The following is a 17,828-nucleotide window of genomic DNA, read 5'->3' as shown; positions in this document are numbered from 1 at the left end:
TCCTGCAAAGTTGTATTGTGTGGGTGATGATTGGCAGTCTATTTATCGTTTTTCGGGAAGTGATATGGCTCTTTTTAATCAATTTTCTGAATACTTTGGAGCAACAGAGATAAACAAGATTGAAACCACATACAGATTTGGAGAGCCTTTAGTTTCGTTGTCATCCTATTTTATACAGCGTAATAAAGCTCAAATACAAAAGGATATACACTCGTTCAGCTCTGAAATGAAAACAGAATTGGAGTTTTATCCTTATGACAGACGTGATTATTGCAATACGATAGCGCAAATTGTGGCTTCTATTCCATCAGATAAATCAATATTTTTATTGGGACGTTATTCTTTTGATGATTATTACCTCTCCTTTATGTATCAATCCATTAAAGAGGGTAATAGGTTCTTTTATGTGATAGGCAAACGAAAAATCGAGTTTTTGACCGTGCATAAGTCAAAAGGTCTTGAAGCGGATTATGTGATACTCTTGCAATGTAACAAGGATACCTATGGCTTCCCTTCTTTTGTGAGTGACGACCCAGTGCTTAACTATGTACTCACTAAAAGCGACCAATTTCCATATGGAGAAGAACGTAGATTGTTTTATGTGGCAATAACGAGGGCAAAGATGAAAACTCTTGTGCTATACGACAAGCGTTTCCCCTCTGTATTTGTGAATGAGTTTTTGCATCCAGAAAAGGTTTCAGAAGAAAGTTATGTGAAGCACCCTAATGCCAATAAAAGGTGGACAAGAAGTGCAGACCAATTTTTATTGAAACTACACAATGAAGGTAAGAGTGTCAAATATATTGCAAACAAAATGGGTAGAAGTCAAACTTCGATTGTAATGCGATTAAACAAACTAAACAAATAGTCGAACTTTTTCTTTGATGTACCTTGTGTGCATCGGACTATTCTATTATTTTTGTACACAGAAACGAGTTACTTGAAAGCAATTCAAGGTAGAACGCAGCAGATTGTACCGTTGCCAAGTCATTACCTCAAAAACGGGTAATTATCCCAAAGTCCTTTGTATAAGGTACTAACAGAAGTTTTCCAGAATTACGAAAAAATCTTGAATTCAATATTGAAAAATGCTAATAATTCTAAGAGAATAAAACGTAAATTGTTAAAAATGAAAAACTTTATTTGAAGAAATCCTGTCGGAGGAGTCTGGTGGAAACGTGGAATTAAATCGGTTTATAAAGTTCATAAGTTTATAAAGTCGGTAACTTATGCGGGCGTAAAAAAGTGCCTGCAGGGGGGACACATAAAAAAAGAGTCCCGGAGGACTCTTTTTTTATTTAGCAGGAATGTTTTTCAAAGTAGCTTTGAGGTATTCCCAGAATTTTTCGACAGAGGCGATGTTTACCCGTTCGTCAGGAGAGTGGGGAGAGCAAAGGGTCGGTCCGAAAGAGATCATGTCCCAATTTGGGTATTTGGAGCCCAATATGCCACATTCGAGTCCGGCATGAACGGCCATGATAGCGGGTTTTTTGCCGTATAGTTGTTCATAGATTTCCTGCATTTCTTTTAGTATAGCCGAATCCGGGTTGGGTTTCCAGCCGGGATAAGCTCCGTTAAAGAGGATTTTATCGGCTTTTGCCAGTTCAAAAACGGCCTGAATGGCTTGAGCCAGGGCATCTTTAGCGGTTTCTACCGACGAACGCAATAAGGTATTGATGACAATCTTACCGTCTTTGGATTGAACGATAGCCAGATTGTTTGAAGTTTCCACGGTGTCCGGCATGGAGTCGATCATACGTACGGTGCCGTTCGGACAGGCCAATACGGCATTGGTCAACCGGAATTGCGTGCAAGTGTCGATTACAAAAGCAGGTATTTCCGTTGCTTCGGCAATGACCTGTAAAGTCGGTTCTTTGGCATTTAATTCAGCTTTATAGATTCCTTCAGCTTCTTTTATAGCTGCCTGCAATTTTGTTTCGTTGGCAGCCGGAAGCACGATCACTGCAAAAGATTCACGGGGGATCGCATTCCGCAGGCTACCACCGCTGATGGTAGAAACACGGATCCCCAGCTCCTGGGCATAAGTTTTCAGGAAACGGAATAACAACTTGTTGGAATTACCGCGTCCCAGGTTGATGTCCATTCCCGAGTGTCCCCCCTTCAAACCTTTGATACCGATGCGGAAAGCTTTCACATCGGCTGGTACAGCTTCTTCCTGATAATTGAATTCGATGGTAGAATCCAGACCGCCGGCACAACCCACATACAGTTCTCCTTCCGTTTCGGAATCCAGGTTCAGGAGAATATCTCCTTTCAGCAATCCCGGTTTTAAACCGTTAGCACCGTCCATACCGGTTTCTTCGGTAGCTGTGATCAGCACTTCCAGTGGACCGTGAGGAATGTCGGTCGCCGTAAGCATAGCCATACCGGCAGCAACTCCCATGCCGTTGTCAGCCCCTAGAGTGGTGCCTTTTGCCCGTACCCATTCTCCGTCGACATAAGCTTGGATCGGATCTTTTTCGAAATCATGGTCCGTATCTTCATTTTTTTGAGGTACCATATCCAGATGGCCCTGAAGAATCACTCCCTTACGGTTTTCCATACCCGGAGTGGCCGGTTTTCTCATAATAATATTCCCCACCTCGTCTATCTCTGCCTCGATATTGTTCTCTTTTGCCCATTCGAGCATAAATTTACGGGCTTGTTCTTCGTGGTTGGAAGGACGGGGGACTTGAGTCAATTTGTAAAAATTCTGCCAGATAGCAGTCGGTTTTAAGTCTTTGATTGAGTTCATATTTAAATTTTTAGGTTGATTTTTTCTTTATTGATTAGCGGTTTCGCTTGATCGGCACTTATCTTTTCATGTGTTCATTCAAATATTTCACAAACCGATTGTACAACTGCAAGGTTGTATTGCCTCCGAAGATACTGTGGTTGCGGTTGGTGTAAATGGCCATGTCGAACTGTTTGTTGGCTTGTACCAGACGTTCGGCCAGTTCATAGGTATTCTGTACGTGTACGTTATCATCGGCAGTACCATGACAAATCAACAGGTTGCCTTTTAATTTATCGGCCCAGTTCAAGGGGGCATTATCTTCATAACCCCGTTCGTTTTCTGCCGGTGTACGCATATAGCGTTCGGTATAGATCGAATCGTAATATTTGTAATGAGTGACAGGAGCTACTGCAATCGCTGTCGTGAAAATGTCATTTCCTTTCATGATACAGAGCGAAGACATAAACCCTCCGTAACTCCATCCCCAAATACCGATATTTTTAACGTCTACATCAGGTTGTGTGGCCAGCCATTTGGCAGCTGCGATCATATCGTCGCTTTCCAGTTTACCGAGTTGCATGTACGTACATTTCCGGAACTCTTCTCCACGAGCTGCCGTACCACGCGGGTCGATACAGGCAACGATATACCCTTCCTGGGCCAGATAATTCAACCAACTCAGACTCCAGTTGTTTTTTACTTGTTGTGAATTAGGCCCGCTGTATTGGGTGATCAGCAGCGGATATTTTTTGCCGGCTTCCTGATTTACCGGTTTCATGATCCACGCATTGAGCATCGTTTTACCGTCTGCTGCCGGAATTTGAATGAATTCAGGTTTTGCCAGATTATATGCTTTCACCGCCTCTTTCACCGCTTTATTATCTTCAAGCACTCTGACCTGTTTGCCTTTAGCATTATAAAGAGCGGTGACCGGAGGAGTATCCGTATTCGAAACAACGTTAATATAATAATTGAAGTTCTTACTGAAACTAGCTTCATTCCAGCCTTTTACCGGGGTCAGTTTCTTTTTTAATCCCTTTTCGTTAATGCTATAAATGTATTTTTCAAGTGGAGATTCTTCGTAGGAAGAATAGTAGAAGAGTTTGCGAACAGGATCATAACCGTAGAAATCAATGATATCGAAATTTCCTTTGGTAATCGCTTGTCTTTCCCGTCCGTTGAGATCGTAAAGATAGAGGTGCATATAGCCGCTTTTCTCGCTTGTAATGACAAACTGTGTACCGTTATCCAGAAAGACCAGATTGTCCAGATTGCTTTCGTCGATATAATATTTGTTTTCTTCCCGGTAAAGAGGAACAATCGTTCCGACTTTGGCATTGGCTAAGAGGACTTCCATTTTATTCTGGTGACGATTCAGGCGAATGATAGCCAGTTTTTTAGGGTCCTGGGTCCAGCGTATCCGCGGAAGATAGATGTCGTCTTCTTCTCCTGTGTCCATCTTGGTCGTTGTCCGGTCCGAAACATCGTAAACATAAACGGATACTTTGGAATTTTTCTCTCCGGCTTTCGGATATTTGTAAACATAATTCGAGGGATACAGTTCGTTTTGTTTTAAAGCAGGACTTTGTCCTTCGAACATATTCATTTGAAATTCGCGTACATCCGATTCGTCGAATTTGATGTAAGCGATGGCCGATCCGTCGGGAGCCCATTCAAAAGCGCGGTTGAATGCGAATTCCTCTTCGTAAACCCAGTCCGGTGCGCCGTTGATGATGTGATTGTATTGTCCGTCTCTGGTGATCTGACGTTCTGAACCGAAACGGATATCATGGATAAACAGGTTGTTATCTCTCACGAAAGCAACTTGCAAACCGGTGGGAGAAAAAGTCGCCAACCGTTGGCTGCCACCTTCCGACAAAGGTTTGATTTCTTTATTTTTGAAATCGAAAAGATAATAATCGGCAGTGAACGAACGGCGGTAAATCGGTTTCTTATTGGTACAAATCAGTATCCGGCTTTCATCTGCATTGAAGGTATAATCGTCGATCCGGCTGACAGGAGAATCCTCCAGTGTTTTCAAATCCAGTAAAGTAGCGACAGGCAGACCCGTTTTATAGCTGTATTTGACTATACGTGTGCCATTGTTCTCTAAAACTGTATAATGTTCGCCGTCATTCATGGAACGTAATCCGTAAACTCCTTTGGTACGGAAAGTCCCGTCGACAAAAAAATCCTCCAGGGTTAATTGTTTTTGTGCAGATAACTGGCTGCAAAAGATAAACATAAGTAAAAAGATTCCGAAAAAATTTCTCATATCGTTCTGTAATTTTTATTTTTTTAGTTTGCAGTCCCAAAGGTTTGAAAAAAATCTTTGTTTTGCAAATGTTTGCAGAATTATCCTGAACTAAAAGTGTCTGAATACTTTTTACCTTTTAACCTTTTACCTTTAACCTGAAATTATTACCTTTGCGCACTAAAATACATAGCTCGGAATAATAATATGCAATATACTCTTTTAGCGAAAGATAAGAACAGTGAAGCCCGGTGTGGTGTTTTGACCACAGCACACGGGGAGATTCATACCCCTGTCTTTATGCCGGTGGGAACGGTGGGATCTGTGAAAGCAGTGCATATGAGAGAACTGAAAGAGGATATCCGGGCTGAGATTATTCTGGGGAATACCTACCATCTTTATTTACGACCGGGAACCGAAATTCTGCAGGCAGCCGGAGGATTGCACCGTTTTAATGGCTGGGACCGGCCGATATTGACCGATAGTGGCGGATTTCAGGTGTTTTCACTGACCGGTACCGGACGGAAGATTACAGAGGAAGGAGTGACTTTCCGATCACACATAGATGGTTCTAAACATCTTTTTACGCCGGAAAATGTCATGGATATCCAGCGTAAAATCGGCGCCGATATCGTGATGGCTTTTGACGAATGTCCGCCGGGAACCAGTGATTATAATTATGCCAGGCATTCACTCGGGCTGACTCAGAGGTGGCTGGAACGGTGTGTCGCGCGTTTTGACGAAACTGCACCGCTATACGGTTACGAGCAAAATTTATTTCCGATCGTTCAGGGATGTACTTACCGGGATTTGAGAGAGAAAGCTGCAGAACATGCCGTATCCCTGAACAGAGCCGGCTATGCGATCGGTGGTCTGGCTGTCGGAGAACCTGCTGAAGAAATGTATGCCATGATCGAGGTCGTCAATCGTATATTGCCTCAGGATAAACCACGTTATCTGATGGGAGTCGGGACGCCTGAAAATATACTCGAAGGTATACAAAGGGGAGTAGATATGTTCGATTGCGTGATGCCTACCCGTAATGGACGTAATGGTATGATTTTTACAACCGAAGGGACGATCAATATTAAAAATCAAAAATGGGAGCGGGATTTTTCTTCTATAGATCCTGCTGCATTGAGTTATGTCGATACCGATTATTCGAAGGCTTATTTGCGGCATTTGATTAAATCCGACGAGATATTAGGGTTGCAAATTTGTTCCATCCATAATCTCTCTTTTTATTTGTGGTTGGTGAGAGAAGCCCGGAAACATATTCAGGAAGGAGATTTCGTAGAATGGAAGACAAAGCTGCTTCCGAAAATAACCAGAAGACTTTAGATGAAAAAACTTGATTTATATATTATACGCAAATTCCTGGGGACCTTTTTCTTTTCACTGGTCCTGATTCTGTGTATCGTCGTCGTTTTCGATCTTTCCGAAAAACTGGAAAAATTTTTAGAAAATGAAGCTCCGGTAAAAGCGATTGTGTTCGATTATTATAAGAATTTTATTCCCTATTTTGCGAACGTGTTCTCTTCGCTGTTTACTTTCATCTCAGTAATCTTTTTTACTTCGAAGATGGCCTATGATAGTGAGATTATCGCTATTTTGAGTACCGGGATCAGTTTCAGGCGTTTTTTATTCCCCTATCTGATGTCGGCTACCGTTATTGCTATTTTGTCATTTTTGTTGGGAGCTTTTATTATCCCCAATGCCAATGAGAAACGGATTGAATTCGAAAAGCAATATATGGGTAAAAGATATGCCAATAAGGAACAGAATATACATCGTCAGATAGCTCCGGGTACTTATATCTATATGTCGTCTTATTCGGTAGCTTCGAATGTGGGATATGATTTCTCCATCGAAAATTTCAGGGGGGATACCTTGATCAATAAGCTGACCTCTTCGCGGATTACCTGGGATAAGGAAAATAAAAAATGGGTGATCCATAATTGGAAACTCCGGGAAATAGAGGGAGATAAAGAAACGTATACGACGGGACAGAAACTGGATACTGTCATGGCTTTCCAACCTTCTGAATTTTCAGAGAATCCGAAGAAAATCCGGGAACAATTGACTTTTCCGGAACTGGATCGTTATATCGACCGGATGAAAATGCGGGGGAGTTCGAATGTGATCGAATTTCAGATTGAAAAATATAAAATGATTGCCAATGCATTCGCTACTTTTATATTGACTTTCATCGGTGTCAGTATCTCGTCACGTAAAATCAGGGGCGGAATGGGACTACATCTTGGAATAGGCTTGCTGATCAGTTTTTCTTATATCTTATTTATGCAATTTTCAACAGTTTTTGCAACAAATGGAAATATGAATCCGTTATTAGCAGTGTGGTTGCCTAATATTTTGTTTGCCATTATCGGAGTGTTTGTGTATAGGACGGCGCCCAAATAGTTTGAATGAAATACCTGAGTGAGAGAGACGTGTAAGCGAGAAAAAAAATTAAAATCAATGAATTAATATTATTTAGGATGGAAAGAGATTATAATAAAAATCGGCGTTCTTTTCGTTCCGAACGGTCTGAAAACCGTAGAGGATATGGAGCAGAGCAAGGAGAAAGATATACGGCCGGATCTGTGGGGAACCGTAATACTACCAGAAGGTTTGAAAGGACTTCTGAACGGAACAACGGAGAAAGAAGAGAACGGAATTTTAACCGGGAGAAAGATACTTACAGAGAACGTCCGGCTAAATTCAGTAACCGCCGGGATTACCGTCCTAGTACAGAGGCAACCGACCGGCAGGACCGGACCGAACGTTCGGAACGGAAGGTATTGGTGAAACGTGATTCTCATACGGATAATCCACGCAGACCACGTATTTTCCGGCCAAGAGGTGAGGAGACCACCGGGAACAATCATTCGAATTATAATCGTCCTTTCGACCGCGATCGGAAAAAGATTTCCGGGAGAGAGAAAGAAGGACTGAGACAGAAACACTATAGTAAAAAGAAATTGTTGGCTCATCGGCTGAAAAATGAAGATGAGAACACCGAATTGCGTCTGAATCGCTACATTTCAATGGGAGGCGTATGTTCTCGTAGGGATGCGGATGAATTGATCGTTGCCGGACGGGTGAAGGTAAACGGAGAGGTAGTTCAGACCGTCGGTTTGAAAGTACGGAAGAAAGACAAGGTGGAGGTGGACGACGTTCAGATTTTCCCCGAAAAGAAAGTATATCTCGTTTTAAATAAACCGAAAGATTATGTGACAACCGTCGAGGATCCGTTGGAACGTAAGACGGTTATGGCCTTGGTCGAAGGTGCTTGTAAAGAAAGAATCTATCCGGTAGGGCGTCTGGACCGGCAGACGACAGGAGTGTTGTTGTTTACGAATGACGGCGATCTGGCTAAGAAATTGACCCATCCGAAATACGATCACAAAAAGATATATCATGTTTTTCTGGATCGTGTATTGACTGAAGAAGATTTTCAGGCTATAGCGAATGGAGTCCAGCTGGAAGACGGATTTATCAAAGCGGACGAGATCAGTTATACCTCTCCGGATTGTACTGAAGTGGGGATAGAGATTCATTCCGGAAAAAATCGTATCGTCAGACGTATATTTGAACATTTCGGTTACCAGATCATAAAACTCGACCGGGTATATTTTGCCGGTATTACGAAAAAAAATCTGCCGCGGGGAACATGGCGTTTCCTTACTCCGAAGGAAGTGACTATGCTGAAAGTTTATTAAGTGCTAAGCTATTGTTTATGGAGAGTGTTTTTTCCTGGTATGCTGTGTATACAGCAGCCAGGGCTGAAAAAAAAGTGAAAGAACGACTCGATCAGATTGGTATTGAAAATTATCTTCCGTTAAGGACTGAATACAGGGTGTGGAGTGACCGGAAAAAAAAAGTATCGGTACCTTTGATTTCCGGATATATTTTTGTACATATAAAAGAAGAAACCTTTGTTCCTGTGCTGACAACTCCGGGGGTGGTTACTTTCCTGAAAGAAAAGGGAAAAGCGGTAGCTATTCCGGCTGAACAGATCGAACGCTTACGTTTTGTCGAAAATCAGGCCGACGAACCGCTGGAAATTTCTTACGAGGATATTCCTGCAGGTACTTTAGTAGAAGTTGTTCGGGGTAAATTAGCTGGATTTCAAGGAGAAATGGTGCAGATCCGGGATAAATACCGGATTGTTTTACGTTTGGAAAAATTAGGGTGTGCTTTGATTACAGTAGCGGCCAGTTGTGTTGAAAAAGTGAAAAATTATTCTAAGAAGGGGTATGTTTGGGGCTTTTTGTTTATTTTTGTGACTCATTGAAATAACATAGAATAAAAATTAATAATAAAATAAAGGTGAAGAAGTTATTCTTACTCATATTGTTCGTGCAATTTATATCTGTTACATTTGCTCAGATGTCGGACGACCAGGTTGTTGCTATGGTTAAAGAGGCTCAGAATCAGGGAAAAACTCAACAACAAATCATTATGATGCTGGGACAAAAAGGAGTTACCCAGGAACAATTGATTCGTATAAAAAATAACTATACCGGTAAAAAAAGTACGGCCGGAGAACAAACGGGGAACGGAATGAGCCGATTGAGGCAAGAAAATCCTCCTGCAGTCAATATATTGGATTCTTTGAATCTGGAGGAAGATAAAGAGCTTCTTTTCTCAAAAGATTCATTGCCTGAAATAAGGATTTTCGGACGGAATATTTTTAATAACAAACAATTGACTTTCGAACCTAACCTCAATATAGCTACGCCGGAAAATTATGTGCTTGGTCCCGGAGATGAGATTATTGTGGATATTTGGGGGGGATCGGTAAAGACTATTCGGCAGTATATTGCACCGGATGGAAATATCACGATCGAAGAGATCGGACCGGTTTATCTGAATGGCTTGAAGATAGAAGAAGCTTATCAACGGGTAAAGAATGCGTTGTCTCAGGTATATGCTTCATTAAATAGTGATGAGCCGGATACTTTTATAAAAGTGTCTTTAGGAAACGTGCGGAGTATCCGGGTGAATGTGATGGGAGAAGTGGCGATGCCGGGTACCTATACCTTACCTTCTTTGGCTACTTTGTTTCATGCTTTATATAATGCCGGAGGAGTCGGTGAGATCGGTTCCATGCGGAATATTACGGTAAATCGCAAAGGAAAAGTTGTCGCCGATGTAGATGTATACGATTATCTTTTAAAAGGGAGAAGCGATCTGGACATCAGCCTGAATGACGGGGATGTGGTGCTCGTTGCACCTTATGCCAATTTGGTTTCCCTGACAGGAAAGGTAAAGCGTCCGATGATCTATGAAATGAAAGATACAGAGACAGTCGGCGATTTGTTGGAGTATGCCGGAGGTTTTAAGGGAGATGCTTATAAAAATGCTATTCGGGTAATTCGAAAAAGTGGACGGGAATATCAGGTATATAATGTCGAAGAAGGAGAGTTTAAAAGTTTTCCTTTGGTAGATGGGGATTCTATTTCTGTAGATCCGATGTTGAATCGTTTTGAAAATCGGGTTCAGATTCGGGGAGCTGTGTACCGGCCCGGATTATACGATTTAGGAAAAGTAACTACAGTGAAGGAATTGATTGAAAAAGCAGAGGGAATTACTGAAGACGCCTTTGTTAACCGGGCTGTATTATTCCGCCAGAAACCCGATTTAACTCAGGAAGTGGTCGCTCTCAATGTAACCGGAATATTGAGTGGTTCGGCTGCCAATCTGCCTTTGCAAAAAAACGATGAATTGTATATTCCTTCGATATTCGATTTGCAGGAAGAATATACGTTGTCTGTAAAAGGGGCAGTAAGGGTACCGGGAGTTTACAAATATGCCGATAATGCCACAATTGAAGACCTGATCATTCAGGCTGGCGGTTTATTGGAATCCGCTTCGACAGTGAAAGTCGATGTGGCTCGCCGGATTAAAAATCCGAAGAGCTTGACCGGATTGACTAAATTGGCTGAAAACTTTACTTTTACTTTAAAGGATGGATTGATTGTGGACGGTAAACCGGACTTTACTTTGGAACCCTATGATGAAGTATTTGTCCGTAACTCTCCGGGATATCAGGTACAGCAAAATGTAACAGTTACCGGCGAGGTATTGTTTGAAGGAAATTATGTCTTATCCCAGAAAGGAGAACGGCTTTCGGATTTGGTGAAAAGAGCAGGTGGATTGATGCCGGAGGCATATGCAAAAGGGGCCCGTTTGCTCAGACAGATGACACCGGATGAAAAGGCTCGGGTGGAATCTGTATTGAAACTTTCCAAACAAACGGATAAAGATTCGATCGACATAAACCGTCTGGATATCGGTAATACCTATTATGTCGGTATCGAGCTGAAGAAAGCGATCGAAAATCCCGGGTCGGATTATGATGTCGTATTACGGGAAGGGGACCAACTTGTTGTCCCTCAGTATACAGGAACGGTGAAGATCAGTGGGGCGGTGATGTATCCGAATACTGTCGTATACAAAAAGAATGCGAAGTTGAATTATTATATAGAACAGGGCGGAGGATTCGCTTCACGGGCGAAGAAACGCAGGGTGTTTATCGTGTATATGAACGGTACGGTACAGAAATCCAAGACTTTCTCTAAGGCCAAGGCTGCTCCCGGTTGTGAAATCATTGTACCGGTAAAACCGCCTAGAAAAGGTGTCGGTTTGGCTGAAATCATGAGTATCGCTTCCTCTACCACGTCTATGGCTGCATTAGTTACATCAATTATTAATAGCACGAAGTAATGGCTACAAATTCGACGAGTAATCAACCGGTTCAACCGGAAAATGAAATAGACCTGATCGAGGTTGTAAAGAAATTATGGGCAAAGCGGAAATTCATTCTCAAGGTGACTGTCGTTTGTGCATGTCTCGGGGTATTGGTCGCTTTGTTCAGTGCTAAAGTTTTTACCGCTTCCTGTACGATTGTTCCCCAGACAGGTGAAAAAACGACTGGAGGAAGTTTAAGTGGCTTAGCTGCTATAGCAGGTATAAACATCGGATCTTTAGGTGCCGGAGATGTGTTGTCGCCGAAGATTTATCCTAAAATATTGGCTAGTGTACCTTTTCAAAAGGAAATTATGCAGACGGCGATCAAATTTGAGGAATACGATCAGCCGGTGAAATTGCTGGATTATTATACTGCCGATGAATATGCCCAATTTTCTTTAGGAGGGACAATACTGAAATATACGATCGGTTTGCCCGGAGTGATTATCGGGGCTATTCGTGGGGAAGAACCGGAACCTCAATATGGAGAAGGGGCTGTTGCTACTTTGGAATCCCTGTCTAAAGACGAGGCAGAATGTATCAAGACCTTGAAAGATAAGATCAATATGAACCTCAACGATAAAGACGGGTATATTACTTTATCTGTCGATATGCCTGAACCTTTGGCTGCAGCTCAATTGGCTGCCAAAGTACAGGAATTATTGCAGCGTTATGTAACCGACTTTAAAATTCAGAAGGTGAAGGCGAATCTGGAGTTTGTGGAAGGTCGCTATGAAGAGGCTAAAAAGGAATATGAAAAGAAACAGGAAGAGTTGGCTATTTTTAACGATGCCAATCGTAATCTGGTTTCCAATGTAGCTAAAACTACCCAGGAGCGTTTGAATAACGAATATACGCTACTGTTCGGCGTATACAGTGAACTGGCCAAACAACGCGAGCAAGCCAATATTCAGGTAAAAGAAACAACTCCGGTATTTACTGTTGTAGAACCGGTAACTATACCGACCGAACGTTCAAAACCCAAAAGAGGATTGATTTGTATCGCCTTTACTTTTTTAGGTGGTTTTATCGGTATCGGTTTGGTATTGACTTTACCTTTCCTGGCTCAGGTTTCCGGTTGTAAGCGTTTAAAGGGATGGTTGCCTGAAGAAAAAGAATAATTTCCCATAAAATTTTATAAAAAAAACTATCGAAAGATAAATTTCGATGGCTTTTTTCATTATTGTGCGGGAGGTCCGAATATTTTTATACTTTTGTGGTATCCTTTAAAGCGGGAAAACTTAAAGGATTGAACAATTAAGTAAATATAACGATGGAAAATGAAGAAATCGATTTAATCGAAGTCATGGCGAAGCTGTGGCATCGTAAAAAGACAATAATGTATATTGCCTTGTTCTTTCTGGTGGGTGGTCTGGTTTTAGCTTTCTTTTTACCAAGGAAATATACCGCTCAATGTACCTTAGGTTTGGAAATGGAAGACCGGACTACGCGAATCAGTGTAGAAGGAATGTCGCCTTTCCAGAGTATGCCGATGGGGGATATGCGGAATACGCGTATTGTTTCGCCGGCTATGTATCCGGATATTTTTTTCAGTGTACCTTTTCAGAAAGAGTTGATCTATTCTCCTTTATACATCGATGAGAGAGGAGATACGGTTACTTTCTATAACTATCTGGTATCCGGTCCGGAACGTTTGGCTTTGGTAACCGATCCTTCACAGGTAGAACAGCTGACAGAAGAAGAAAGTAAATGTCTGGCTTATTTAAAAGATGCTTTTTCTGTAAAAGTAAATAACAAAGACGGTAATCTGAAAATTACTCTGGATCTGCCCGATCCGAAACTTTCGGCTTATCTGACGAATCGGGCACAGGCTATGCTGCAGACATACATTGCGCGGTTTCGTATCGCCAAAGCTCAGGCTGCTCTCGATTTTGTAGAGGAACGTTATACGGAGGTGAAAAACGAACTGGAGAAAAAGCAACAGGCTTTAGTACAATTCCGCGAAAAACATCCGGACCGGACATCCGTGCAATTAGAAACGGAAGAGAAAATACTGACCAACGATTACGAGTTGTTTTTCGGACTTTATTCCGATATTGTAAAGCAACGGGAGAAGGCGAAAATTCAGGTGAAAGAAGATATGCCGGTACTGACGGTAATCGAACCTGTCGTAGAACCGACCGTTCCTTCTAAACCACAGCGTGCATTGATTGTGTTGGCTTCTTTATTGCTGGGATTATTCGTCGGTTGTGGTTTTGTGCTGATTCAACCTATCTTTTCTCAGATTGTATCTTCAAAAAAGCAGGCGCATACCATCCCGATTAAGCGAATGAAAAAAATCTCCTGAACTGTAGGTTTAGTTTTTTTCTTTCTGTTTCGGTTTTTATGCCGTCAGCACTACGGACCAAAGGAAGGGGAAGAAAAATACTGATTTCTAAATTGATTCCTAAGGTAAGGAATCAGAAGACCTCTGTTTTATGGTGTTCCTGTTTTCCAGATCGAGGTTAGCTTGCCATGCAGTGATAACGGGAGTCGAAGGTGATCGTATTCGGGGACCATGGGAGCTCTGTCGAGTGTCGTCTTGCTTTTTCTGAATGCCCGACCGGTGGTGTCTGACGGAAACGTAACGTAAAGTTTTTTGTGCAGTGAGGAGTTCCGCCGGTCAGTGAAAGAAAAAGCAAGATGACCGACAGAAGCGACCGGGGCACCGGACACGAACAACTACCGGAATAAGTCTACCATAAATTCCAATCCATCCACATATCCTTGTCATATCTCCAGCTGTCATGTACCGCATCCGACAGTATTTTATCCGAATACACGGGCAGTCTTTTGATGAATAATATAAAAACGCTTGATTTCTTGCATGTCGAGGTTATTCACATGAGAAATCTGCCCCCGGTAATCGGTAAAAATACCTCCTTCGATGAATTTAATGTCGGACATAGATGAATGTTTTAATCGTTAAGTAATTTCCAGGTTTCTCTAAACAATTATGGAGTAATTCCCATCAAAAAATATTACATCTTCTGATCCAGGTTTTTCCCTTTCTCCATATGTTCAAAATTGGGGATAAATGCTTTCATCGTTCCGACAATATCTTCTTTTTCTGTTTTCTGGTCGTTCAATACCGCCTGCAATCTTTCCAGGAAAGTATCCAGTTCTTCCATCCGGCGGGCCTTCAGGTCTTCAATCACTCCCAACGATCCGAAGCGTTCCGGATTAATTTTTTCCCCCTTCACGTAAAATTCCTCAAACCCTTTTTCTCCTGTCGTATCCGAGGCGAAATAATACACCGGATATACTTTACTATCCACCGGCATCTCCGCGGCAAACCGCCGGGCTTCCTCCTCCGAGGCACACTGTTTCACCTCATATCCCAGACTATGCAGGAACCGGTCGGCGATAGAGGAGAAGGTCATCATCTGCTCTGCTCCCAGTTTCGGGAAAAAGATCTCCCGGTTCTGCCCCAGGATGCAGGCCAGCATACAGATCTGTCCACTCTCGTCAGGAGAAACGAAATAGCGTTTCACATCGTTCGGCGAACTCAGCGGCTGACGCTTCATTAGCCGGCCGATAAATCCGGCCAGCAGACTTCCGTTCGAAAAAGCCACATTGGCAAAACGGGCCGTCGATATTTTGAACCGCGAAGAATAGGCCATGATCATTTCCTCCATGATCTTCTTGCTGGCTCCCATGATATTTACAGGATTGGCCGCCTTATCCGTCGACACGCAGAAGAAATGACACGGCGGAAATTCAGATAACAAATCCAACAATTTCCGCGCTTTCAGCACATTATTCTCCAGCAATGCCTGCACCGAATATTTGTCCTTTTCGCTCCGTACATGCTTGTGGGCTGAAAAATTGGCCACAATATCGAATCCCTGCTCTGCCCGGAAAATCTTTTCAAAGACCGGATCGGCAAAACTGAGCGGATAAGTCCGGTATTCTTCCGGCACATACATCCCGTACGTCGAGCGCAGATCCCTCGTCAGTTCCGCCAGCCCGTTCTCACTGATGTCCACAACCACCAGCTTTGAAGGACGGAAAGGCAGCACCGCCCGGATATACGACGAACCGATCGTCCCGGCACCGCCGATCACCAAAACACGTTTACCTTCTATTTCCGCGCGAAGCTTATCCCGGTTCGCCTCAATGTCCGCTGCGAACATGCTCTTTTGCCGGCCCGTTATGTGGTCGGCTATAAATTGACTGACATTCAACATCTGCTTAATTTTAATTTGATTTCAAATTCAGGTAAGAAATTATTTCAAATACTCCGGCCGCTCCGGCAGTCCTTTCAGCCAACGGAAAGGCAGCTCACTTTCCGGCTTCACGATCACCCAGGCCGTCAGGAAGATCAGTTTAATATCCAGCCATAACGAAGCATGTTGTTGGTACCAGATTTCCAGTTCACCTTTGTACGGAGCGATTTTCTCCGTATAAAACACGACAGGATCGATCCCCGGTTGCGACAACAACCGCTCCTCATCCCGGAAAACAATCGAGCCGAGCCCCGTGATTCCCGGCCGCACATTATAAATCACCCGTTGTACATGTTCCGGAAAACGTTCGAAATCCACCTTCATCTGCGGACGCGGCCCTACAATACTCATCGTTCCACTGAGTACATTCAATATCTGCGGCAATTCATTGATCTTCGTCTTCCGCAAAAAACGGCCGAAAGGCAATACACGCGGATCATTCCGGGTGGTCAGGCTGCCTGTCCCCATATTGGGGGAGTTCTTCAGCATGGTGGCGAACTTAAAAATAGAAAACATCCGGTTCCTGTACCCAACCCTTTTTTGCAGATACCATACCTTATGTTCTCCCGTACACCACAAAATCAGCATACAGGGCAATAACAGCCACGACACGCACACCAAGGCAATAAGTGCCAGCAGTACGTCAAAGACAACCTTCAAAAATTTGTACATAAATTCGGATTATAAAAAGAAGGAAAGAAATGTTATTTTACAGCTTCATAGGCTTCGGCAACGGTATCCACGATGATACGCAGCTGTTCCCGGGTTAAATGATTATAAACCGGAAGACTGATTTCATTGGCATACAACCGGTATGTATTCGGATAATCTTCCATTTTATATCCCCGGTTCTTGAACAAAGTCAGCATAGCCATCGGTATGTAATGTACATTCACCCCGACACCCTTTTCACTGATATATTGAATCATGGCATCCCGTTTCGCCTCATCGAAATCCTTGATCCGGAGCAGAAACAGATGATAAGAACTCTCCGTATCCCGGTGATGATAGGGGGGAATAACAGCCCAATCCCGTTTTGAAAACTCCCGGACATAAAATTCAAAAATGGCTTTCCTTTCGGGCAGAAACGTGGATTTATACCGGCGCATCTGGGCCAACCCGACAGTAGCGCACAAATCCGGCATATTCACTTTCAGTCCCTGATCGATGATATCATACCGCCACGCACCCACCTGATTTTTTTCGAAAGCACTCTTGTTTTGTCCGTTCAATGCCAAAGCCCTCAGGTAAGTCAGTTCGTTCTGATTGCCGAAAGGCTGCGGTAAATTCAATACAATTGCACCGCCTTCCCCTGTCGTAATATTTTTTACGGAATGCAGGGAGAAAACGGTAACATCGGCCACGGTTCCGGAAGCCTTCCCTTTATAAAAAGCCCCTAAAGAATGGGCGGCATCCGCCAAAAGCATTATCCGGCCCAATTGCTTTTGCCTCCCGGAGGCAGGCCGGTACAAAGCCTTTACTTCCGGGTCGTCCACTACTGCCCGGATGGCATCGTAATCACAGGGATACCCTCCGATATCGACAGGCAATATCACTTTGGTGTGTTCATTGATCGCAGCTTTTATCTTGTCCGGATCGATGGTAAAATCCTCTTTTACATCCACCATTACCACCTTAGCTCCCATATTCATGGCACACAAAGCCGTGGCACTGTAAGTGTAAGCGGGGATAATCACTTCATCACCGGGACCTACTCCCAGCCACCGTAGCATCAGCATCGCCCCGGAGGTCCACGAATTTACACACAAAACAGCTTCACCTCCTGTGAACTGACGGATTTCATCTTCCAAAGCCCGTGCTTTGGGACCTGTCGTCAACCAGCCCGTATGAG

At 43.1% G+C, this 17,828-nt stretch carries 14 protein-coding genes; 8 read left to right on the top strand and 6 right to left on the bottom strand.

The features are described from left to right. Positions 1-868, top strand: an 868-nt coding sequence (locus WS42_RS11825) for a 3'-5' exonuclease (protein ID WP_286728522.1), incomplete at its 5' end; no start/stop codon positions are given. A gap of 426 nt (positions 869-1,294) precedes the next feature. Here WS42_RS11825 and WS42_RS11820 read toward each other — a convergent pair. Both WS42_RS11820 and WS42_RS11815 read right to left on the bottom strand, forming a co-directional pair. Next, positions 1,295-2,755: an aminoacyl-histidine dipeptidase gene (locus WS42_RS11820; protein ID WP_022159313.1), complete on the bottom strand. Its 1,461-nt coding sequence runs from the start codon at positions 2,753-2,755 to the stop codon at positions 1,295-1,297. 58 nt (positions 2,756-2,813) lie between these two features. Further along, positions 2,814-5,012 (bottom strand): S9 family peptidase, encoded by a 2,199-nt coding sequence (locus WS42_RS11815; RefSeq protein WP_046404583.1) that lies wholly within the window; start codon positions 5,010-5,012, stop codon positions 2,814-2,816. A 186-nt stretch (positions 5,013-5,198) separates the two neighbouring features. Here WS42_RS11815 and tgt point away from each other — a divergent pair, with 186 nt between their 5' ends. From tgt to WS42_RS11780, 7 genes are all read left to right on the top strand, one after another. Then, entirely contained in the window at positions 5,199-6,332 is a 1,134-nt protein-coding gene (tgt, locus tag WS42_RS11810) for a tRNA guanosine(34) transglycosylase Tgt (RefSeq protein WP_046451135.1), read from the top strand. Next, positions 6,333-7,412 (top strand): LptF/LptG family permease, encoded by a 1,080-nt coding sequence (locus tag WS42_RS11805; protein ID WP_022159316.1) that lies wholly within the window; start codon positions 6,333-6,335, stop codon positions 7,410-7,412. It abuts the gene before it with no gap. Between the two features lie 77 nt (positions 7,413-7,489). Continuing rightward, a complete protein-coding gene (locus WS42_RS11800; RefSeq protein WP_046404586.1) occupies positions 7,490-8,713 on the top strand; it encodes a pseudouridine synthase in 1,224 nt (407 codons plus the stop codon). Positions 8,714-8,730: 17 nt separating this feature from the next. After that, positions 8,731-9,288 carry a UpxY family transcription antiterminator gene (locus tag WS42_RS11795; RefSeq protein ID WP_046405762.1) on the top strand — a complete coding sequence of 186 codons (558 nt, stop codon included), beginning with the start codon at positions 8,731-8,733 and terminating at the stop codon, positions 9,286-9,288. 35 nt (positions 9,289-9,323) lie between these two features. Next, entirely contained in the window at positions 9,324-11,723 is a 2,400-nt protein-coding gene (locus WS42_RS11790) for an SLBB domain-containing protein (protein WP_022159318.1), read from the top strand. Continuing rightward, positions 11,723-12,868 carry a Wzz/FepE/Etk N-terminal domain-containing protein gene (locus tag WS42_RS11785; RefSeq protein WP_022159319.1) on the top strand — a complete coding sequence of 382 codons (1,146 nt, stop codon included), beginning with the start codon at positions 11,723-11,725 and terminating at the stop codon, positions 12,866-12,868. The genes WS42_RS11790 and WS42_RS11785 overlap by 1 nt, the downstream gene beginning before the upstream one ends. A 152-nt stretch (positions 12,869-13,020) precedes the next feature. After that, positions 13,021-14,055, top strand: coding sequence for a Wzz/FepE/Etk N-terminal domain-containing protein (locus WS42_RS11780; protein WP_013611274.1), 1,035 nt, complete (start codon positions 13,021-13,023; stop codon positions 14,053-14,055). Positions 14,056-14,516: 461 nt separating this feature from the next. On the opposite strand, the gene WS42_RS15580 is transcribed toward WS42_RS11780, so the two are convergent. From WS42_RS15580 to WS42_RS11765, 4 genes are all read right to left on the bottom strand, one after another. Continuing rightward, on the bottom strand, positions 14,517-14,654 hold the full coding sequence (locus tag WS42_RS15580) for a hypothetical protein (RefSeq protein WP_229032397.1): 138 nt from the start codon (positions 14,652-14,654) through the stop codon (positions 14,517-14,519). Positions 14,655-14,728: 74 nt separating this feature from the next. Continuing rightward, positions 14,729-15,937 carry a UDP-N-acetylglucosamine 4,6-dehydratase gene (locus WS42_RS11775; protein WP_046451134.1) on the bottom strand — a complete coding sequence of 403 codons (1,209 nt, stop codon included), beginning with the start codon at positions 15,935-15,937 and terminating at the stop codon, positions 14,729-14,731. 39 nt (positions 15,938-15,976) lie between these two features. Beyond that, positions 15,977-16,648, bottom strand: a complete 672-nt coding sequence (locus WS42_RS11770) for a sugar transferase (protein ID WP_013611234.1) — start codon at positions 16,646-16,648, stop codon at positions 15,977-15,979. Positions 16,649-16,680: 32 nt separating this feature from the next. Then, positions 16,681-17,828 (bottom strand): DegT/DnrJ/EryC1/StrS family aminotransferase (locus WS42_RS11765; RefSeq protein WP_046451133.1); only part of this gene is annotated, 1,148 nt, incomplete at its 5' end.

The sequence above is a fragment of the Odoribacter sp. N54.MGS-14 genome (genome assembly GCF_000980295.1).
In the GTDB taxonomy this organism is placed as follows: domain Bacteria; phylum Bacteroidota; class Bacteroidia; order Bacteroidales; family Marinifilaceae; genus Odoribacter; species Odoribacter splanchnicus.
The sequence above is the reverse complement of the archived record's forward strand: the minus strand, read 5'-3'. Positions and strand labels throughout refer to the sequence as shown.

Coding starts and splice junctions, on each gene's coding strand:
- WS42_RS11775 (WP_046451134.1), bottom strand. CDS start 15,937: ATGTTGAATGTCAGTCAATTTATAGCCGACCACATAACGGGCCGGCAA.
- WS42_RS11820 (WP_022159313.1), bottom strand. CDS start 2,755: ATGAACTCAATCAAAGACTTAAAACCGACTGCTATCTGGCAGAATTTT.
- WS42_RS11780 (WP_013611274.1), top strand. CDS start 13,021: ATGGAAAATGAAGAAATCGATTTAATCGAAGTCATGGCGAAGCTGTGG.
- WS42_RS15580 (WP_229032397.1), bottom strand. CDS start 14,654: ATGTCCGACATTAAATTCATCGAAGGAGGTATTTTTACCGATTACCGG.
- WS42_RS11785 (WP_022159319.1), top strand. CDS start 11,723: ATGGCTACAAATTCGACGAGTAATCAACCGGTTCAACCGGAAAATGAA.
- tgt (WP_046451135.1), top strand. CDS start 5,199: ATGCAATATACTCTTTTAGCGAAAGATAAGAACAGTGAAGCCCGGTGT.
- WS42_RS11770 (WP_013611234.1), bottom strand. CDS start 16,648: ATGTACAAATTTTTGAAGGTTGTCTTTGACGTACTGCTGGCACTTATT.
- WS42_RS11815 (WP_046404583.1), bottom strand. CDS start 5,012: ATGAGAAATTTTTTCGGAATCTTTTTACTTATGTTTATCTTTTGCAGC.
- WS42_RS11795 (WP_046405762.1), top strand. CDS start 8,731: ATGGAGAGTGTTTTTTCCTGGTATGCTGTGTATACAGCAGCCAGGGCT.
- WS42_RS11800 (WP_046404586.1), top strand. CDS start 7,490: ATGGAAAGAGATTATAATAAAAATCGGCGTTCTTTTCGTTCCGAACGG.
- WS42_RS11805 (WP_022159316.1), top strand. CDS start 6,333: ATGAAAAAACTTGATTTATATATTATACGCAAATTCCTGGGGACCTTT.